Source organism: Mixta calida (genome assembly GCF_002953215.1).
Lineage (GTDB): Bacteria > Pseudomonadota > Gammaproteobacteria > Enterobacterales > Enterobacteriaceae > Mixta > Mixta calida.
Map to the genome: position 1 here is coordinate 1579462 of NZ_CP026378.1, position 15247 is coordinate 1594708.

Sequence of the window (15247 nt, forward strand, 5' to 3'; positions counted from 1 at the left end):
CGGGGCCGTTTCATCAGAAAAACAGGCTGGCCGATATCGCCAGAGAATATGCCAGCAGAGGCGCTGCAATGTAGCATGGCGGCAAGAAAAAAGGCGACTGTTCAACAGTCGCCTTCGGTAATTAAGATCAGTTAATTAACAAGTTACTTATCGTTTTTAACCAAACCGTCCAGATAGCGTTCGGCATCCAGCGCGGCCATACAGCCGGTGCCAGCGGAAGTGATCGCCTGACGGTAGGTGTGGTCCATCACATCGCCGGCGGCGAAGACGCCAGGGATGCTGGTTTGCGTCGCATTGCCTTGCAGGCCGGACTGCACCTTGATATAGCCGTTTTCCAGCTCCAGCTGACCGGCGAAAATAGCGGTGTTCGGGCTGTGGCCGATAGCGACAAACAGGCCCGCGACCTCCAGCACCTCCGTCTGCGCCGGGTTTTGCGTCGCGCGCAGGCGCACCGACGTGACCCCCATCTGATCGCCCATCACTTCATCCAGCTCGCGATCGGTGTGCAGCACAATATTGCCGCTGCTCACTTTTTCCATCAGTCGGTTAATCAGGATCTTCTCGGCACGGAACGTATCGCGACGATGAATCAAATGCACTTCAGAGGCGATGTTAGAGAGATAAAGCGCCTCTTCCACAGCGGTGTTGCCGCCGCCGACGACAGCGACCTTCTGCTTGCGATAGAAAAAGCCGTCGCAGGTCGCGCAGGCGGAAACGCCTTTACCCTTGAACGCCTCTTCGGAAGGCAGGCCCAGATAACGCGCGGAGGCGCCGGTAGCGATAATTAACGCATCGGCAGTGTATTCGCCGCTGTCGCCGATGAGACGAAACGGACGGTTTTGCAGATCGACAGTATGAATATGGTCGAAGATGATCTCGGTGTTGAACTTCAACGCATGCTCATGCATCCGCTCCATCAACAGCGGACCGGTCAGATCGTTGGGATCGCCAGGCCAGTTCTCAACGTCGGTAGTCGTGGTTAGCTGACCGCCTTTTTCCAGGCCGGTGATCATCACCGGATTCAGGTTAGCGCGCGCAGCGTAAACGGCTGCGGTATAGCCCGCCGGACCAGAGCCCAGAATAAGCAATTTACTGTGTTTGGCCGTGCCCATGAGATCCTCATTAATTTACTGGCAATATGGAGCCAGATTGTAGGGAATTTACTGGCGCAAAAAAAGCATTCTGCGATTTTGTTAACAATTGATGCAAAAGGTTTAATCAATGGGCGTCGGGCGGCAGAAGGATCGGCGCATAAAAGATGAAGTAAGCGTTCAGGCTTAGATAAAACCCCAAAATATCCGGTTTAAATCAGTCATGCTGGCTGCGGGCTGGCATGTTCTCCTGATTTTCAATGTTTTGCTTTGACAATCGCCTGCGCTTTTGCGAAAACATTGTGGGAAGCAGAGAATATTTGGGCTATGTGAACAGGGTTTCATACCACTTTTTACGTTTAATGCCGGATAAACTCAGCCTGTCATCCGTAATGACGCATGGTGTGGACAGACAGCATGCGTCATGCGGATGGGCGCTGCAACAGCAACAGGCTCTATGTCTTCACTTACGAAAGACCCTGCACAATGATTACGTTCAGGGTATGGCAGGTAAAGGGAAGGAATGAAGAGAGACAATAATAATGGTAGACAATAAAAAACGCCCCGGTAAAGACCTCGACAGAATCGACAGAAATATCCTGAACGAGCTGCAGAAGGATGGTCGCATTTCCAACGTTGAACTTTCCAAACGCGTTGGGTTATCGCCCACGCCGTGCCTTGAACGCGTACGCCGCCTGGAACGTCAGGGATTTATTCTCGGCTATACCGCGTTGCTCAACCCGCACTATCTTGACGCCTCGCTGCTGGTTTTCGTTGAGATTACTCTGAATCGCGGCGCGCCCGACGTGTTTGAACAATTTAACGCCGCTGTGCAAAAACTTGAGGAAACTCAAGAGTGTCACCTGGTTTCCGGTGATTTTGACTACCTGCTGAAAACCCGCGTGCCAGATATGTCCGCCTATCGTAAACTGCTGGGCGAAACCCTGCTGCGCCTGCCGGGTGTTAACGATACGCGTACTTATGTGGTCATGGAAGAGGTGAAGCAGAGCAATCGTCTGGTGATTAAAACGCGGTAACACAGGGCAGGTGCAAAACCTGGTGGTATTCGGTACACTCCTGTGAATTCATACAGGCACAGCGTCGGTTAGCCCGGCGCTGTTTCCTTCATAGTTTACAGGTACCTGGAGAGTTCTCTTGAGCCAGGAATATACAGAAGATAAAGAAGTGTCTCTTAAGCCGCTTAGTAGTGGTCGCCGTCTGCTCGAAGCGTTGCTGATTCTCGTCGCGCTCTTTGCTGTCTATTTGATGGTGGCGCTGGTTAGTTTTAATCCTTCCGATCCCAGCTGGTCGCAGACCGCCTGGCATGAACCTATCCATAACCTGGGCGGCAGCGTCGGCGCCTGGCTGGCCGATACGTTGCTGTTCATTTTTGGCGTGATGGCGTACGCCATTCCACCGGTGATTCTGGGACTGTGCTGGATTACCTTCCGTCAGCGCGATCGTCAGGACTATATCGACTATTTCGCCGTCGGCCTGCGCCTGATAGGGGTGCTGGCGCTGGTGGTGACGACCTGCGGCCTCGCGGCGCTGAACGCGGATGATATCTGGTACTTCGCCTCCGGCGGGGTGATCGGCAGCCTGGTCAGCAGCGCGATGGCGCCTTATCTGAACGGCGCCAGCGGAACGCTGGCGTTGCTGTGCATCTGGGCCGCCGGCCTGACGCTCTATACCGGCTGGTCATGGCTGACCATTGCCGAAAAAATCGGCGCGGTAGTGATGGGCGTGCTGACGTTCGCCAGCAACCGTTCACGTAATGACGATGCCTGGTATGAGGACGAGGAAGAAGCGCCTGCGCCGGTTATTAAGCGCGTCGTGCAGCTTGAAGAAGAGGACGATGTGCTGTTGACGCCGCCGCGCAGGCTCTCCGCCACTGACGATATCGACGAGGAAGACGATCCGCTGTTTGCCCGCGCCGACGACGCCGTAGCCGCCGACCCGCAGCCGCCGACGTCTGGCGCGCCGTCACAGCCCGCCATTACTCAATCCGCAGCGGCGCCTGCGGCAGCTATGGTTCCGGCCAACGCTGCCGCAGCATCGGCGCTGGCGCAAACGGGCGCTGCCGCAGCTGCCTTGTCTCAGGCCGCTGCGCCGGTGGCGCAACCGACCCCGCCGTCTCAATCTGCCGCCGTTCAGCCGCCGCAGAACGCGACCTTTGGCGCGTCGTCTGCATCCGCAGCCTCTTCCACGCCGCAGCCGCAAATGCATCACGCCGTGCGGCCGGAAAGCGACAGCGCCGAGCCGCCGCTTTACCGGTTTGAAATGCCGCAGCAGACGCCCGCCGCCTTTACGCCGCACATTGAGGATGACGAAGGTCCTCAGATGGGGAACTGGCAGGAGGCGACGGCGTCAGCAACCGTTCAGAATGCCGCTGCTGCCGCCGCAGCGGGCGCCGCATCTTCATCGATGGCCGCGCCCTTTATGCCTGTCAGCGCGCCGGAAGAGAGCAATCCGCAAATCAAACAGGGCATTGGACCTGAACTGCCGCGCCCGAAACCGGTTAAGCTCCCTACGCGCCGCGAGCTGGCTTCTTACGGTATAAAACTGCCTTCTCAACGTCTGGCGGAAGAGAAAGCCCGCCAGGAGGCGCAACAACAGGCCGCTCCCCAGCAGGACGAGGAGCAGGCCGCAGCTCAGGAAGAGACGCAGTTGCGCGACGCCTTTATGGCGCAGCAGAAAGCGCGCTACGGCGAAGAGTACGCCAGCGAAGATGACGAAGGCGCATCAGAGCAGGCGGCGCTGGCGCAGCAGTTCGCCCAGCAGCAGCAACAGCGTTATGCGCAGCCGCAGCCTTCTCAAGCGGCGCCGTCTCAAGCGCAAACCGCGCTGACGCAGCCGCAAGAGCGCGCGTCATCGCCCTTTACTCAGCCAGCTGACGCTAACTCTCAGCCGCATCAGGATGAAATGACAACGCCGCCGCGTGACATGCCTGGCTTTACGCTTGACCCCGCCACCGTTTTCGATTTTTCGCCGATGGAAGATCTGGTGGATGACGGTCCGGGCGAGCCGCTGTTTACCATTGCCGCCACGCCTGAGCCGGAGTTTTCGACTGACGAAGCGCAGTGGCAGCAGCCCGCTCAACGTGCCGAGCCGCATTATCACAGCGAACCGAACGTCGTGCCGGCGCCGCAGCCGGCGGTTCCGCCAGCCGCAGCGCCTTCCGCCGCCTGGCAAGGCGAGCCGCAGGCTGCGTTTGCTCCAGCGGAACAGTCAAACGTATCGCAGCCGCACTATTCATCCGTGGCGGAACCGGGCGAACCGGAAGCAGAGCCTCAAAGCTCGCTGAGCGACAGCCTGATTCATCCGTTCCTGATGCGCCACGAGCAGCCGTTGCATAAGCCGACGACGCCGTTGCCGACGCTTGATCTGCTGACATCGCCGCCTGCGGAAGACGAGCCGGTGGATATGTTCGCGCTGGAGCAAACCGCCCGTCTGGTGGAGGCGCGTCTGGCGGACTATCGCGTTAAAGCGGAAGTGGTCGGCATCTCTCCCGGTCCGGTTATTACCCGTTTCGAGCTGGATCTGGCGCCGGGCGTAAAAGCCGCGCGTATCTCCAACCTGTCGCGCGACCTGGCGCGTTCGCTGTCGGCGGTCGCGGTGCGCGTAGTTGAGGTGATTCCCGGCAAGCCGTATGTCGGTCTTGAACTGCCGAACAAGCGCCGTCAGACCGTTTATCTGCGCGAAGTGCTGGACTGCGCCAGCTTCCGCGATAATCCTTCGCCGCTTTCTGTTGTATTGGGGAAAGATATCGCCGGTCAGCCGGTGGTAGCCGATTTGGCTAAAATGCCGCACCTGCTGGTGGCGGGCACCACCGGGTCGGGTAAATCGGTCGGCGTAAACGCCATGATCCTCAGCATGCTCTATAAAGCCACCCCTGAAGAGGTGCGCTTTATTATGATCGACCCCAAAATGCTGGAGCTGTCGGTCTATGAAGGCATTCCTCATCTGCTGACGGAAGTGGTTACCGACATGAAGGATGCGGCGAACGCGCTGCGCTGGAGCGTCGGTGAGATGGAGCGGCGCTATAAGTTGATGTCCGCTCTTGGCGTGCGTAACCTGGCGGGCTATAACGAGAAAATCGAGCAGGCAGAAGCGATGGGACGGCCGATCCCCGACCCGTTCTGGAAGCCGGGCGACAGCATGGATACCCTGCCGCCGACGCTGGAAAAACTGCCTTATATCGTCGTGATGGTGGATGAGTTCGCCGATCTGATGATGGCCGTAGGCAAAAAGGTGGAGGAGCTGATCGCGCGTCTGGCGCAGAAAGCGCGTGCGGCAGGTATTCACCTTGTACTGGCGACGCAGCGACCCTCGGTGGATGTCATTACCGGTCTGATTAAGGCCAACATCCCAACGCGCATCGCCTTTACCGTATCGAGCAAAATCGACTCGCGCACCATTCTCGATCAGGGCGGCGCCGAATCGCTGCTGGGCATGGGCGATATGCTTTATATGCCGCCGAACTCCTCGATTCCGGTGCGTGTTCACGGCGCTTTCGTGCGCGATCAGGAAGTGCATGCCGTAGTACAGGACTGGAAAGCGCGCGGACGCCCGCAATATATCGACAGCATCACCGCTGGCGAAGAGGGCGAAGGCGGCAGCCTGGGTCTGGAAGGCGATGAAGAACTGGATCCGTTGTTCGATCAGGCGGTTTCGTTCGTGGTGGAAAAACGCCGCGCCTCTATTTCCGGTGTACAGCGTCAGTTCCGCATCGGTTACAACCGCGCGGCGCGCATTATCGAGCAGATGGAAGTGCAGGGCATCGTTTCGCCGCCGGGCCATAACGGCAACCGTGAGGTTCTGGCGCCACCGCCGCACGAAATGTAATAAAACGGCTTTTGCGCTGTCAGAGAGTAAACGGGCCGGATTACCGGCCCGTTGTTTATTTAAGCACCAGACAGCGCCCGCCGCGGCGCTTTCAGCATATTCTCCTGTCGGGAAGCGTGTTGTCAGTCTAATGTGTAATAAGGCCGCCGCTTATTTGCGGGATAAAACGACTTAAAAAGGAATCGGTAGTCATGAAAAAATTAGTACTTGCTTGCGGTTTGCTTTCAGCACTGACTTCAGCCGGCGCGCTGGCCGATGCCTCCAGTGAATTACAGCAACGCCTGGATAAGGTGAGCAGTTTCCATGCCAGCTTCAGCCAAAAGGTCACCGACGGCAGCGGGTCTAACGTACAGGAAGGCGAGGGCGAGCTGTGGGTTAAGCGTCCCAACCTGTTCAACTGGCATATGACCGCGCCCGATGAAAGCGTGATCGTTTCAGATGGCAAAACGCTGTGGTTCTATAATCCTTTTGTTGAGCAGGTCAGCGCCACCTGGCTGAACAGCGCCACCAGCAATACGCCGTTTATGCTGATTGCACGCAATCAGCGCAGCGACTGGCAGCAATATAATGTCAAACAGCAGGGCGACACCTTTGAGCTGACCCCTAAAACCAGCGCGGGCAACCTCAAACAGTTTATGATTAACGTCTCTGGCAACGGCACTATTAATCAATTCAGCGCCGTTGAGCAGGATGGACAGCGCAGCAGCTACACGCTGAAAAGCCAGAACAACGGGCCGGTCAGCGCGGACAAATTTACCTTTACGCCACCAAAAGGGGTGACGGTAGACGATCAACGTCAGTGAGGTTGAGTTGAGTAATCTCTCCCTTGATTTTTCGACAGAGCAGTTTCAGCCCTTGGCCGCGCGCATGCGGCCAACTAAGCTGGAGCACTATATCGGGCAACAGCATTTGCTGGCGCCCGGTAAACCCTTAACGCGCGCCATCGAAGCGGGCCATCTGCATTCGATGATCCTGTGGGGGCCGCCCGGCACCGGTAAAACCACACTGGCCGAGCTGATTGGCCGCTACGGCAATGCCGATGTTGAGCGCATCTCTGCCGTCACGTCCGGCATTAAAGAGATCCGCGAAGCCATTGAGCGCGCGCGCCAGAACCGTCAGGCGGGACGCCGCATGATCCTGTTCGTCGATGAGGTGCACCGCTTTAATAAAAGCCAGCAGGACGCTTTCCTGCCGCATATTGAAGACGGCACCATTACCTTTATCGGCGCCACTACCGAAAATCCCTCTTTCGAGCTGAATTCCGCATTGTTGTCGCGTGCGCGCGTTTATCTGCTGAAATCCCTGACGACGGAGGAGATTGAAACGGTGCTGGAACAGGCGCTGACCGATAGTGAACGTGGTTTAGGCAGAGAGGATATCGACCTGCCGCCAGCTACCCGGCGCATGATTGCCGAGCTGGTTAACGGCGATGCGCGCCGTGCGCTGAATACGTTGGAAATGATGGCGGATATGGCGGAAAGCGATGCACAAGGTAAGCGCATACTGACGCCGCAACTGCTAAATGAGGTTTCCGGCGAGCGCGCCGCGCGCTTTGATAATAAGGGCGACCGTTATTACGATCTGATCTCCGCGCTGCATAAGTCGGTACGCGGTTCCGCGCCGGACGCGGCGCTTTACTGGTATGCGCGCATTATCACCGCGGGCGGCGATCCGCTCTATGTAGCGCGACGTTTGCTGGCGATCGCTTCTGAAGATGTCGGCAACGCCGATCCGCGCGCAATGCAGGTCGCCATTGCCGCCTGGGACTGCTTTACGCGCGTCGGTCCGGCAGAGGGCGAGCGCGCCATAGCGCAAGCGATTGTCTATCTTGCCTGCGCGCCGAAAAGCAATGCGGTCTACACCGCTTTTAAAGCGGCGTTGCGCGACGCCCGCGAAAAGCCGGACTTTGACGTGCCAGAACATTTGCGCAACGCCCCGACCCGTCTGATGAAAGAGATGGGACTCGGCAAAGCGTATCGCTATGCGCATGACGAACCGAATGCCTACGCCGCCGGAGAGGACTACTTTCCGCCGGAGATGGCGCAGACGCGCTACTATCAGCCCACCAGTCGCGGGCTGGAAGGTAAAATTGGCGAAAAGCTCGCCTGGCTGTCGGAGCAGGATCAAAATAGCCCGACAAAACGCTACCGCTAATTCAGACGTTGCGGTAAGGTTAGCGCAATAGCCAGGTGGACCCTGAAGGAACGCTTTGGTTCAACACCTTTTTTTAATCACAGTAAGCACAGGATAAGCATGCTCGATCCCAATCTGCTGCGTAACGAGCCAGACGCAGTCGCAGAAAAACTGGCACGCCGAGGATTTAAACTGGATGTGGAAACGCTCGTCTCGCTTGAGGAGCGTCGCAAAGTGCTGCAGGTTGAAACCGAAAATCTGCAGGCCGAGCGTAACGCCCGCTCCAAATCCATCGGGCAGGCTAAAGCGCGCGGAGAAGATATTGAGCCACTGCGTCAGGAAGTGAACGCCCTGGGCGAGCGTCTGGACAAGGCGAAAGCTGAGCTGGACGCGTTGCAGAATGAGATCCGCGACTTCTCTCTCGCGCTGCCTAACCTGCCGGCGGATGAAGTGCCGCTGGGTAAAGATGACTCCGAAAACCAGGAAATCAGCCGCTGGGGCGAGCCGCGCCAGTTCGATTTTCCGGTACGCGATCATGTCGATCTCGGCGAAATGGCGAAAGGCCTGGATTTTGCCGCCGCAGTGAAGCTCACCGGTTCACGTTTTGTGGTGATGCAGGGCCAGATTGCGCGTCTGCATCGCGCGCTGAGCCAGTTTATGCTCGATCTGCATACTCAGCAGCACGGCTATACCGAAACTTACGTGCCGTACCTGGTTAACCATGCGACCCTGTATGGCACCGGCCAGCTGCCAAAATTCGGCGAAGATCTGTTTCATACCCGTCCGCTGGAAGAAGAAGCGGACAGCAGCAACTATGCGTTGATCCCGACCGCGGAAGTGCCGCTGACCAACCTGGTGCGCGACGAAATCGTCGAGGAAGAGTCCCTGCCGATTAAACTCACTGCCCATACGCCTTGCTTCCGTGCCGAAGCGGGTTCCTATGGCCGTGATACGCGCGGACTGATCCGTATGCACCAGTTCGATAAAGTCGAGATGGTGCAGATCGTTCGTCCTGAAGACTCTATGCAGGCGCTGGAAGAACTGGTCGGCCATGCTGAAAAAGTGCTGCAGCTGCTGAATCTGCCGTATCGTAAAGTGCTGCTCTGCACCGGCGATATGGGCGCAGGCGCGGCGAAGACGTACGATCTGGAAGTGTGGCTGCCGGCGCAGAACACTTACCGCGAGATCTCATCCTGCTCTAACTGCCAGGATTTCCAGGCGCGTCGCATGCAGGCGCGCTGCCGCAGCAAGCACGACAAAAAACCGCGTCTGGTGCATACGCTGAACGGCTCTGGCCTGGCGGTAGGCCGTACGCTGGTCGCGGTGCTGGAAAACTATCAGCAGGCGGATGGACGTATTGAAGTGCCGGAAGTGCTGCGCCCTTATATGGGCGGCTTAACCATGATTGGTTAATCATACTTTCAGCTATTTAAGCCCGCCGATATCGGCGGGCTTTTTTATATGCGCTTTATAAACGACAGATCTGATTTTCATTTATAAAGGGCGATGTTTACCGGCTAATAACAGAAAGACAAGCGTTTTGCATTCCCTTTCATTAAACGTTGCGCTCCGCTATAAGTACAAAGAACAAAAAAATAAATATATCGACTTTCATCGGCGCTGTTTTAATCAACTCATTGAATTACTAAGCTATTATCGAACGAAGCGATCAGAAATTGCCGCCGCTGCGCTGTTATAGATAAAAAAATTAAATCGCCCTAAAGCAAATTGTGCCACCGTTAAATTCCACGCATTGACATCAAAAACAGAAGTGGCAATATTCGCGCACTTTCTCTCACTTCCCTGTGACTTAACCGATGTCCACCTGGTCTCGTCCCGTTGTGCTGCTGCTCTGCGGCCTGCTGCTGTTAACGGTCTCTATTGCCGTGCTTAATACTCTTGTGCCCCTGTGGCTGACTCACGACAGCTTGCCGACCTGGCAGGTAGGTATGGTTAGCTCGTCCTGGTACGCCGGTAACCTTATTGGTACGCTGCTGGCCGGCTGGCTGATTAAGCATTACGGCTTTAACCGCAGCTATTATCTCGCTTCGCTGGTCTTTGCCGTCTCGACCGCCGCGCTGGGCATGAATGAAGGATTCTGGAGCTGGACGCTGTGGCGCCTGGCGGCGGGCATCGGCTGCGCCTGGATTTGGGTGGTGGTTGAAAGCGCTTTGCTCTGTAGCGGGACGTTGCGTAATCGCGGTCAACTGCTGGCGGCTTACATGATTGTCTATTACCTGGGCACCGTTGCCGGACAGCTAATGATTAGCAAGATGCCTACAGGTCTGACACACGTTCTGCCATGGGTCACCGCAGTGATCGTGACCGGCGTGCTGCCGATTATCTTTATGAAGATTACGCCGGCAGCGAATGAAGATGATGGCGCGCCGGGCCGCATTTGGCCGATGCTGCGTCGTCGCAGCTCAAGGCTGGGCATTAACGGCTGCATTATTTCCGGTATTGTGCTGGGATCGCTGTATGGCCTGATGCCGCTCTATCTTTCCCATCAGGGCATCAGCGACGCTAACGTGGGATACTGGATGGCGCTGTTGGTCAGCGCCGGGATTGTTGGCCAGTGGCCAGTTGGACGCCTGGCTGACCGCTACGGTCGTCTTCTGGTGCTGCGCGTGCAGGTGTTTATCGTCATCCTCGGGGCCATTGCCATGCTGGGCAATACCGCGATGGTGCCAGCCCTGTTTATTCTGGGCGCGGCCGGTTTTACGCTGTATCCGGTGGCGATGTCGTGGGCCTGCGAAACCGTAAAGCATCATGAGCTGGTGGCGATGAACCAGGCGCTACTGTTGAGCTATACCATCGGCAGCCTGGCAGGACCCAGCATGACGGCAATGCTGATGCAGAACTATTCTGACCAGCTGCTGTTTGTGATGATCGCGGCGGTGGCGCTGGTCTATTTAGTGATGCTGCTGCGCAAAGCCGATCATCATGTTACGCCGGTGGCGCAGGCATAAAGCTGCTCAGCATCGGATATAAAAAAGGGCGACTAAAGTCGCCCTTTTTTGTTGGCCGCCAGGCTAGTAGGTCACCTTGTGCCCATAACCTTCCAGGATATGCTTGATGCGATCCATGGTATCCGCTTTGGGCGGTTTAACGCCGTCCAGCTTGTACTCCTCGCCCATGGCAGTCCATTTGTGTTTGCCCAGCTCATGGTAGGGCAGCAGCTCGATTTTCTCAACGTTCTTCATATCACGGGTAAATTCACCCAGGCGATGCGCGGAATCGTCATCATCCGTATAGCCCGGCACAATCACATAGCGTATCCAGGTGCGAATGCCTTTCTTCGCGAGATAGCGGGCAAAATCCATGGTGCGATGGTTAGAAACGCCTACCAGAATCTGATGGATATCATCGTTAATCTGCTTCAGATCGAGCATTACCAGATCGGTCACGTCCAGCAGTTCGTCAATGACCGGATCGTAGCGGCGTACAAAGCCGTTGGTGTCCAGACAGGTATGGATGCCTTCCGCCTTGCACGCCCGGAACCAGTCCCGGACAAAAGCAGCCTGTAAGATAGCCTCACCGCCGGACGCGGTGACGCCGCCGCCTGAAGCATTCATAAAGTGGCGATAGGAGAGAACATCCTTCATTAACTCTTCAACCGTGATTTCCTTGCCTCCATGCGTATCCCAGGTATCGCGATTATGACAATAGAGGCAGCGCATCAGGCAGCCCTGAAAGAAGGTGATAAAGCGGATACCGGGACCATCAACGGTGCCACAGGATTCAAATGAGTGAATACGGCCGATAGTTGACATTGCGATGAGTTCTCCAAAATGAGCCTGCCTGGCAGGTGACGCAGTCTTTACGGGCTGCTGCGTTAAGTTGAGTCTGTTTTGCCAGATGACCTCGGTCGAGATCTCTGGCAAACCAGGCTTGCTGGTAAAAAGGCTCCCGCAGGAGCCTTTCATTAGCGCGGGGATTACAGCGACTGAGTAAAGGTACGCGTAATCACATCCTGCTGCTGCTCTTTGGTCAGCGAGTTAAAACGCACCGCATAACCTGAAACGCGAATGGTCAGCTGCGGATATTTCTCCGGATGGTCCATCGCATCCATCAGCATTTCACGGTTCATGACGTTAACGTTCAAATGCTGACCGCCTTCAATCGCCGTTTCCGCTTCATGGTGGAAGTAACCATCCATAAGACCGGCCAGGTTGGTTTTACGCACGTCGTCATCTTTACCCAGCGCGTTCGGCACGATAGAGAAGGTGTAAGAGATACCATCTTTCGCGTAAGCGAACGGCAGCTTGGCAACGGAGGTCAGCGAGGCGACGGCGCCTTTCTGATCGCGGCCATGCATCGGGTTTGCGCCCGGACCGAAAGGTGCGCCTGCGCGACGGCCATCCGGGGTGTTACCCGTTTTCTTACCGTAAACCACGTTTGAAGTAATGGTCAGTACAGACTGGGTCGGCACGGCGTCACGATAGGTGTTCAGTTTCTGAATTTTCTTCATGAAACGTTCAACCAGGTCGCAGGCAAGGTCGTCGACACGCGGATCGTTGTTACCGAACTGCGGATATTCGCCTTCGATTTCAAAGTCCACAGCCAGGCCATCTTCATCACGAACCGGCTTAACTTTGGCATATTTAATCGCTGACAGGGAGTCTGCCGCAACAGACAGACCGGCAATGCCGCAGGCCATGGTGCGGTAAACGTCACGGTCATGCAGCGCCATCAACGCAGCTTCATAGCTGTATTTGTCGTGCATGTAGTGAATGATGTTCAGCGCGGTGACGTACTGTTTAGCCAGCCAGTCCATAAAGTGGTCGAGGCGCGCCATAACGGTGTCGAAATCCAGCACGTCGTCGGTGATCGGCGAATCTTTCGGGCCGACCTGCATTTTCATTTTCTCGTCAACGCCGCCGTTGATTGCGTACAGCAGGGTTTTGGCGAGGTTGGCGCGCGCGCCGAAGAACTGCATCTGTTTACCGACGATCATCGGGCTGACGCAGCAGGCGATAGCGTAATCGTCGTTATCGAAGTCCGGACGCATCAAATCATCGTTTTCATACTGCACGGATGACGTGTCGATAGAGACTTTCGCTGCATATTTCTTAAAGTTAATCGGCAGCTGCTCTGACCACAGAATGGTCATGTTCGGTTCCGGTGACGGGCCCATGGTGTACAGGGTGTTCAGGAAGCGGAAGGTGGTTTTGGTCACCAGCGTGCGGCCGTCTACGCCCATACCTGCCAGGGATTCCGTTGCCCAGATCGGGTCGCCGGAGAAGAGTTCATCATACTCTGGCGTACGCAGGAAGCGCACCATGCGCAGCTTCATTACCAGGTGGTCGATCAGCTCCTGTGCTTCCTCTTCAGTCAGTTTGCCTGCCTGCATATCGCGTTCGATATAAACATCAAGGAAGGTAGAAACGCGGCCAAAGGACATCGCTGCGCCGTTCTGAGACTTCACAGCCGCCAGATAAGCGAAGTAGGTCCACTGTACTGCTTCTTGCGCGTTGGTTGCCGGGCGAGAGATGTCGCAGCCATATTTCGCCGCCATCTCTTTCAGCTGCGCCAGCGCGCGATGCTGTTCAGCGATCTCTTCACGCAGACGGATAGTGGCTTCCAGGTTAACGCCATTTTCCAAATCGCTCTGCAAAGAAGTGAACTGAGCGAATTTATCCTGCATCAGATAATCGATGCCGTACAGCGCGACGCGACGGTAGTCGCCAATGATACGGCCACGGCCGTAGGCATCAGGCAGACCGGTCAGCACGCCTGATTTACGGCAGCGCAGAATGTCCGGGGTATAGACGTCGAATACGCCCTGGTTATGGGTTTTACGGTATTCGGTGAAGATTTTTTTCAGCTGAGGATCAAGCTCGCGGTTATACGCTTTGCATGAACCTTCCACCATTTTGATGCCGCCAAAGGGAATCAGCGCGCGTTTCAGCGGCGCATCGGTCTGCAGGCCTACGATTTTTTCCAGGTTCTGGTCGATGTAGCCTGCATCGTGAGAGGTAATGGTAGATGCAACATCGGTATCAAAATCAACCGGCGCATGGGTGCGGTTTTCGATTTTGATACCTTCCAACACTTTATTCCACAGCTGTGTGGTTGCGTCGGTAGCGCCAGCCAGGAAGGATTCGTCACCTTCATAAGGCGTGTAGTTTTTCTGAATGAAATCGCGAACGTTAACTGATTTCTGCCATTCGCCTGCGCTAAAACCTTCCCAGGCAGCAGCCAGTTTTTCATTGAGCTCGGTCATGATATACCTACCTTCTGATAAAAGTTCTTTTTTTGCGCCAGCCGAACGCGTGGCCAGCCGGCGCGAATAGATTGCGTTGCGCGGCTAGTGAGCGGTATGGCCGCGTAGATAAATAACCCAGTACGTTAATCCCACCAGCACACCGCCGCCGATGATATTGCCGATAGTAACGGGAATCAGGTTATCGATAATAAAGTGGCTCAGCGTCAGGTTTGGAAACTGAGCAGCCGTTGCGCCGGTTGCCTGCCAGAATTCAGGCGAAGCGAAGTCGCGTATGACGATGCCCATCGGAATCATGAACATATTGGCGATGCTGTGTTCAAAGCCGCAGGCGACAAACATCGAGACCGGTAAAACCATGGCGAACATTTTGTCCGTCAGGCTGCGGCCGGAGTAGCTCATCCAGATAGCCAGACAGACCATTAAATTAGCCAGCGTGCCCAGGCAAACGGCCTCAAGAAAAGAGTGATGCATTTTGTGGTCGGCGGTTTGCAGGACATTCATGCCCCATGCGCCATTAGCCGCAAGATATTCACCGGAAAACCAGATGAGCGCGACAAAAAACAGGGCGCCGAACAGGTTGCCGATATAAACGTTTAGCCAGTTTTTTCCCAGCTGACCCCAGCTGATGCGGCCACTGGCTTTGGCGACAACGATCAGAACGGTTGAGGTAAACAGATCTGCGCCACAGACGACCACCAGAATCAGACCTAAAGAGAAGCAGAGGCCGCCCACCAGTTTGGCTAAACCATAGGGGACATCCGCTGTGCCGGTGGTTGCTGTAATATAAAAAACGAAAGCAATAGAGATAAATACGCCAGCGTTTATCGCCAGGAAAAATGTGGTTAATGGATGTTTTGTGGCTTTATAAACACCCGCCTCTTCGGCAACTTTTGCCATGGCTGGTGGCAATAATAGATTGAAAGGATTGTCAGTATTCACACTAACGTAC

Annotated in this window: 9 protein-coding genes and 2 pseudogenes; 7 read left to right on the plus strand and 4 right to left on the minus strand. The window is 55.9% G+C overall.

Going from position 1 to position 15247, the window contains the following annotated elements; genetic code table 11:
* Positions 1–143 precede the first annotated feature (143 nt).
* Entirely contained in the window at positions 144–1112 is a 969-nt protein-coding gene (gene trxB, locus C2E16_RS07475; protein WP_038627069.1) for a thioredoxin-disulfide reductase, read from the minus strand.
* Between the two features lie 521 nt (positions 1113–1633).
* On the opposite strand from trxB, the gene lrp reads away from it, so the two are divergent.
* The 7 genes and pseudogenes from lrp (at position 1634) to C2E16_RS07505 (ending at position 11038) form a co-directional block, all read left to right on the plus strand.
* Positions 1634–2128, plus strand: coding sequence for a leucine-responsive transcriptional regulator Lrp (lrp, locus tag C2E16_RS07480; RefSeq protein WP_017347019.1), 495 nt, complete (start codon positions 1634–1636; stop codon positions 2126–2128).
* A gap of 118 nt (positions 2129–2246) precedes the next feature.
* A pseudogene (locus tag C2E16_RS21365) lies at positions 2247–4253 on the plus strand (DNA translocase FtsK 4TM domain-containing protein); the annotation flags it as partial.
* Between the two features lie 141 nt (positions 4254–4394).
* Positions 4395–5936 (plus strand): annotated as a pseudogene (ftsK, locus tag C2E16_RS21370) (DNA translocase FtsK); the annotation flags it as partial.
* Positions 5937–6127: 191 nt separating this feature from the next.
* On the plus strand, positions 6128–6739 hold the full coding sequence (gene lolA / locus C2E16_RS07490) for an outer membrane lipoprotein chaperone LolA (protein ID WP_038627064.1): 612 nt from the start codon (positions 6128–6130) through the stop codon (positions 6737–6739).
* A gap of 7 nt (positions 6740–6746) precedes the next feature.
* A complete protein-coding gene (locus tag C2E16_RS07495) occupies positions 6747–8090 on the plus strand; it encodes a replication-associated recombination protein A (protein WP_084970359.1) in 1344 nt (447 codons plus the stop codon).
* Positions 8091–8189: 99 nt separating this feature from the next.
* A complete protein-coding gene (serS, locus tag C2E16_RS07500) occupies positions 8190–9482 on the plus strand; it encodes a serine--tRNA ligase (RefSeq protein WP_038627060.1) in 1293 nt (430 codons plus the stop codon).
* 404 nt (positions 9483–9886) lie between these two features.
* A complete protein-coding gene (locus tag C2E16_RS07505; RefSeq protein WP_038627057.1) occupies positions 9887–11038 on the plus strand; it encodes an MFS transporter in 1152 nt (383 codons plus the stop codon).
* A gap of 63 nt (positions 11039–11101) precedes the next feature.
* On the opposite strand, the gene pflA is transcribed toward C2E16_RS07505, so the two are convergent.
* The 3 genes from pflA to focA form a co-directional block, all read right to left on the minus strand.
* The gene (gene pflA, locus C2E16_RS07510; RefSeq protein ID WP_038627055.1) at positions 11102–11842 is read right to left on the minus strand and encodes a pyruvate formate lyase 1-activating protein; all 741 of its coding nucleotides are present in this window, start codon (positions 11840–11842) and stop codon (positions 11102–11104) included.
* 164 nt (positions 11843–12006) lie between these two features.
* The gene (gene pflB / locus C2E16_RS07515) at positions 12007–14295 is read right to left on the minus strand and encodes a formate C-acetyltransferase (protein ID WP_038627053.1); all 2289 of its coding nucleotides are present in this window, start codon (positions 14293–14295) and stop codon (positions 12007–12009) included.
* An 84-nt stretch (positions 14296–14379) separates the two neighbouring features.
* Positions 14380–15237: a formate transporter FocA gene (gene focA / locus C2E16_RS07520; protein WP_038627051.1), complete on the minus strand. Its 858-nt coding sequence runs from the start codon at positions 15235–15237 to the stop codon at positions 14380–14382.
* Positions 15238–15247: the final 10 nt, after the last annotated feature.

What these genes read in the sequence shown, in the direction of transcription:
- trxB (WP_038627069.1), bottom strand. Translation starts at nt 1,112, where the DNA reads ATGGGCACGGCCAAACACAGTAAATTGCTTATTCTGGGCTCTGGTCCG.
- lrp (WP_017347019.1), top strand. Translation starts at nt 1,634, where the DNA reads ATGGTAGACAATAAAAAACGCCCCGGTAAAGACCTCGACAGAATCGAC.
- lolA (WP_038627064.1), top strand. Translation starts at nt 6,128, where the DNA reads ATGAAAAAATTAGTACTTGCTTGCGGTTTGCTTTCAGCACTGACTTCA.
- serS (WP_038627060.1), top strand. Translation starts at nt 8,190, where the DNA reads ATGCTCGATCCCAATCTGCTGCGTAACGAGCCAGACGCAGTCGCAGAA.
- C2E16_RS07505 (WP_038627057.1), top strand. Translation starts at nt 9,887, where the DNA reads ATGTCCACCTGGTCTCGTCCCGTTGTGCTGCTGCTCTGCGGCCTGCTG.
- pflA (WP_038627055.1), bottom strand. Translation starts at nt 11,842, where the DNA reads ATGTCAACTATCGGCCGTATTCACTCATTTGAATCCTGTGGCACCGTT.
- pflB (WP_038627053.1), bottom strand. Translation starts at nt 14,295, where the DNA reads ATGACCGAGCTCAATGAAAAACTGGCTGCTGCCTGGGAAGGTTTTAGC.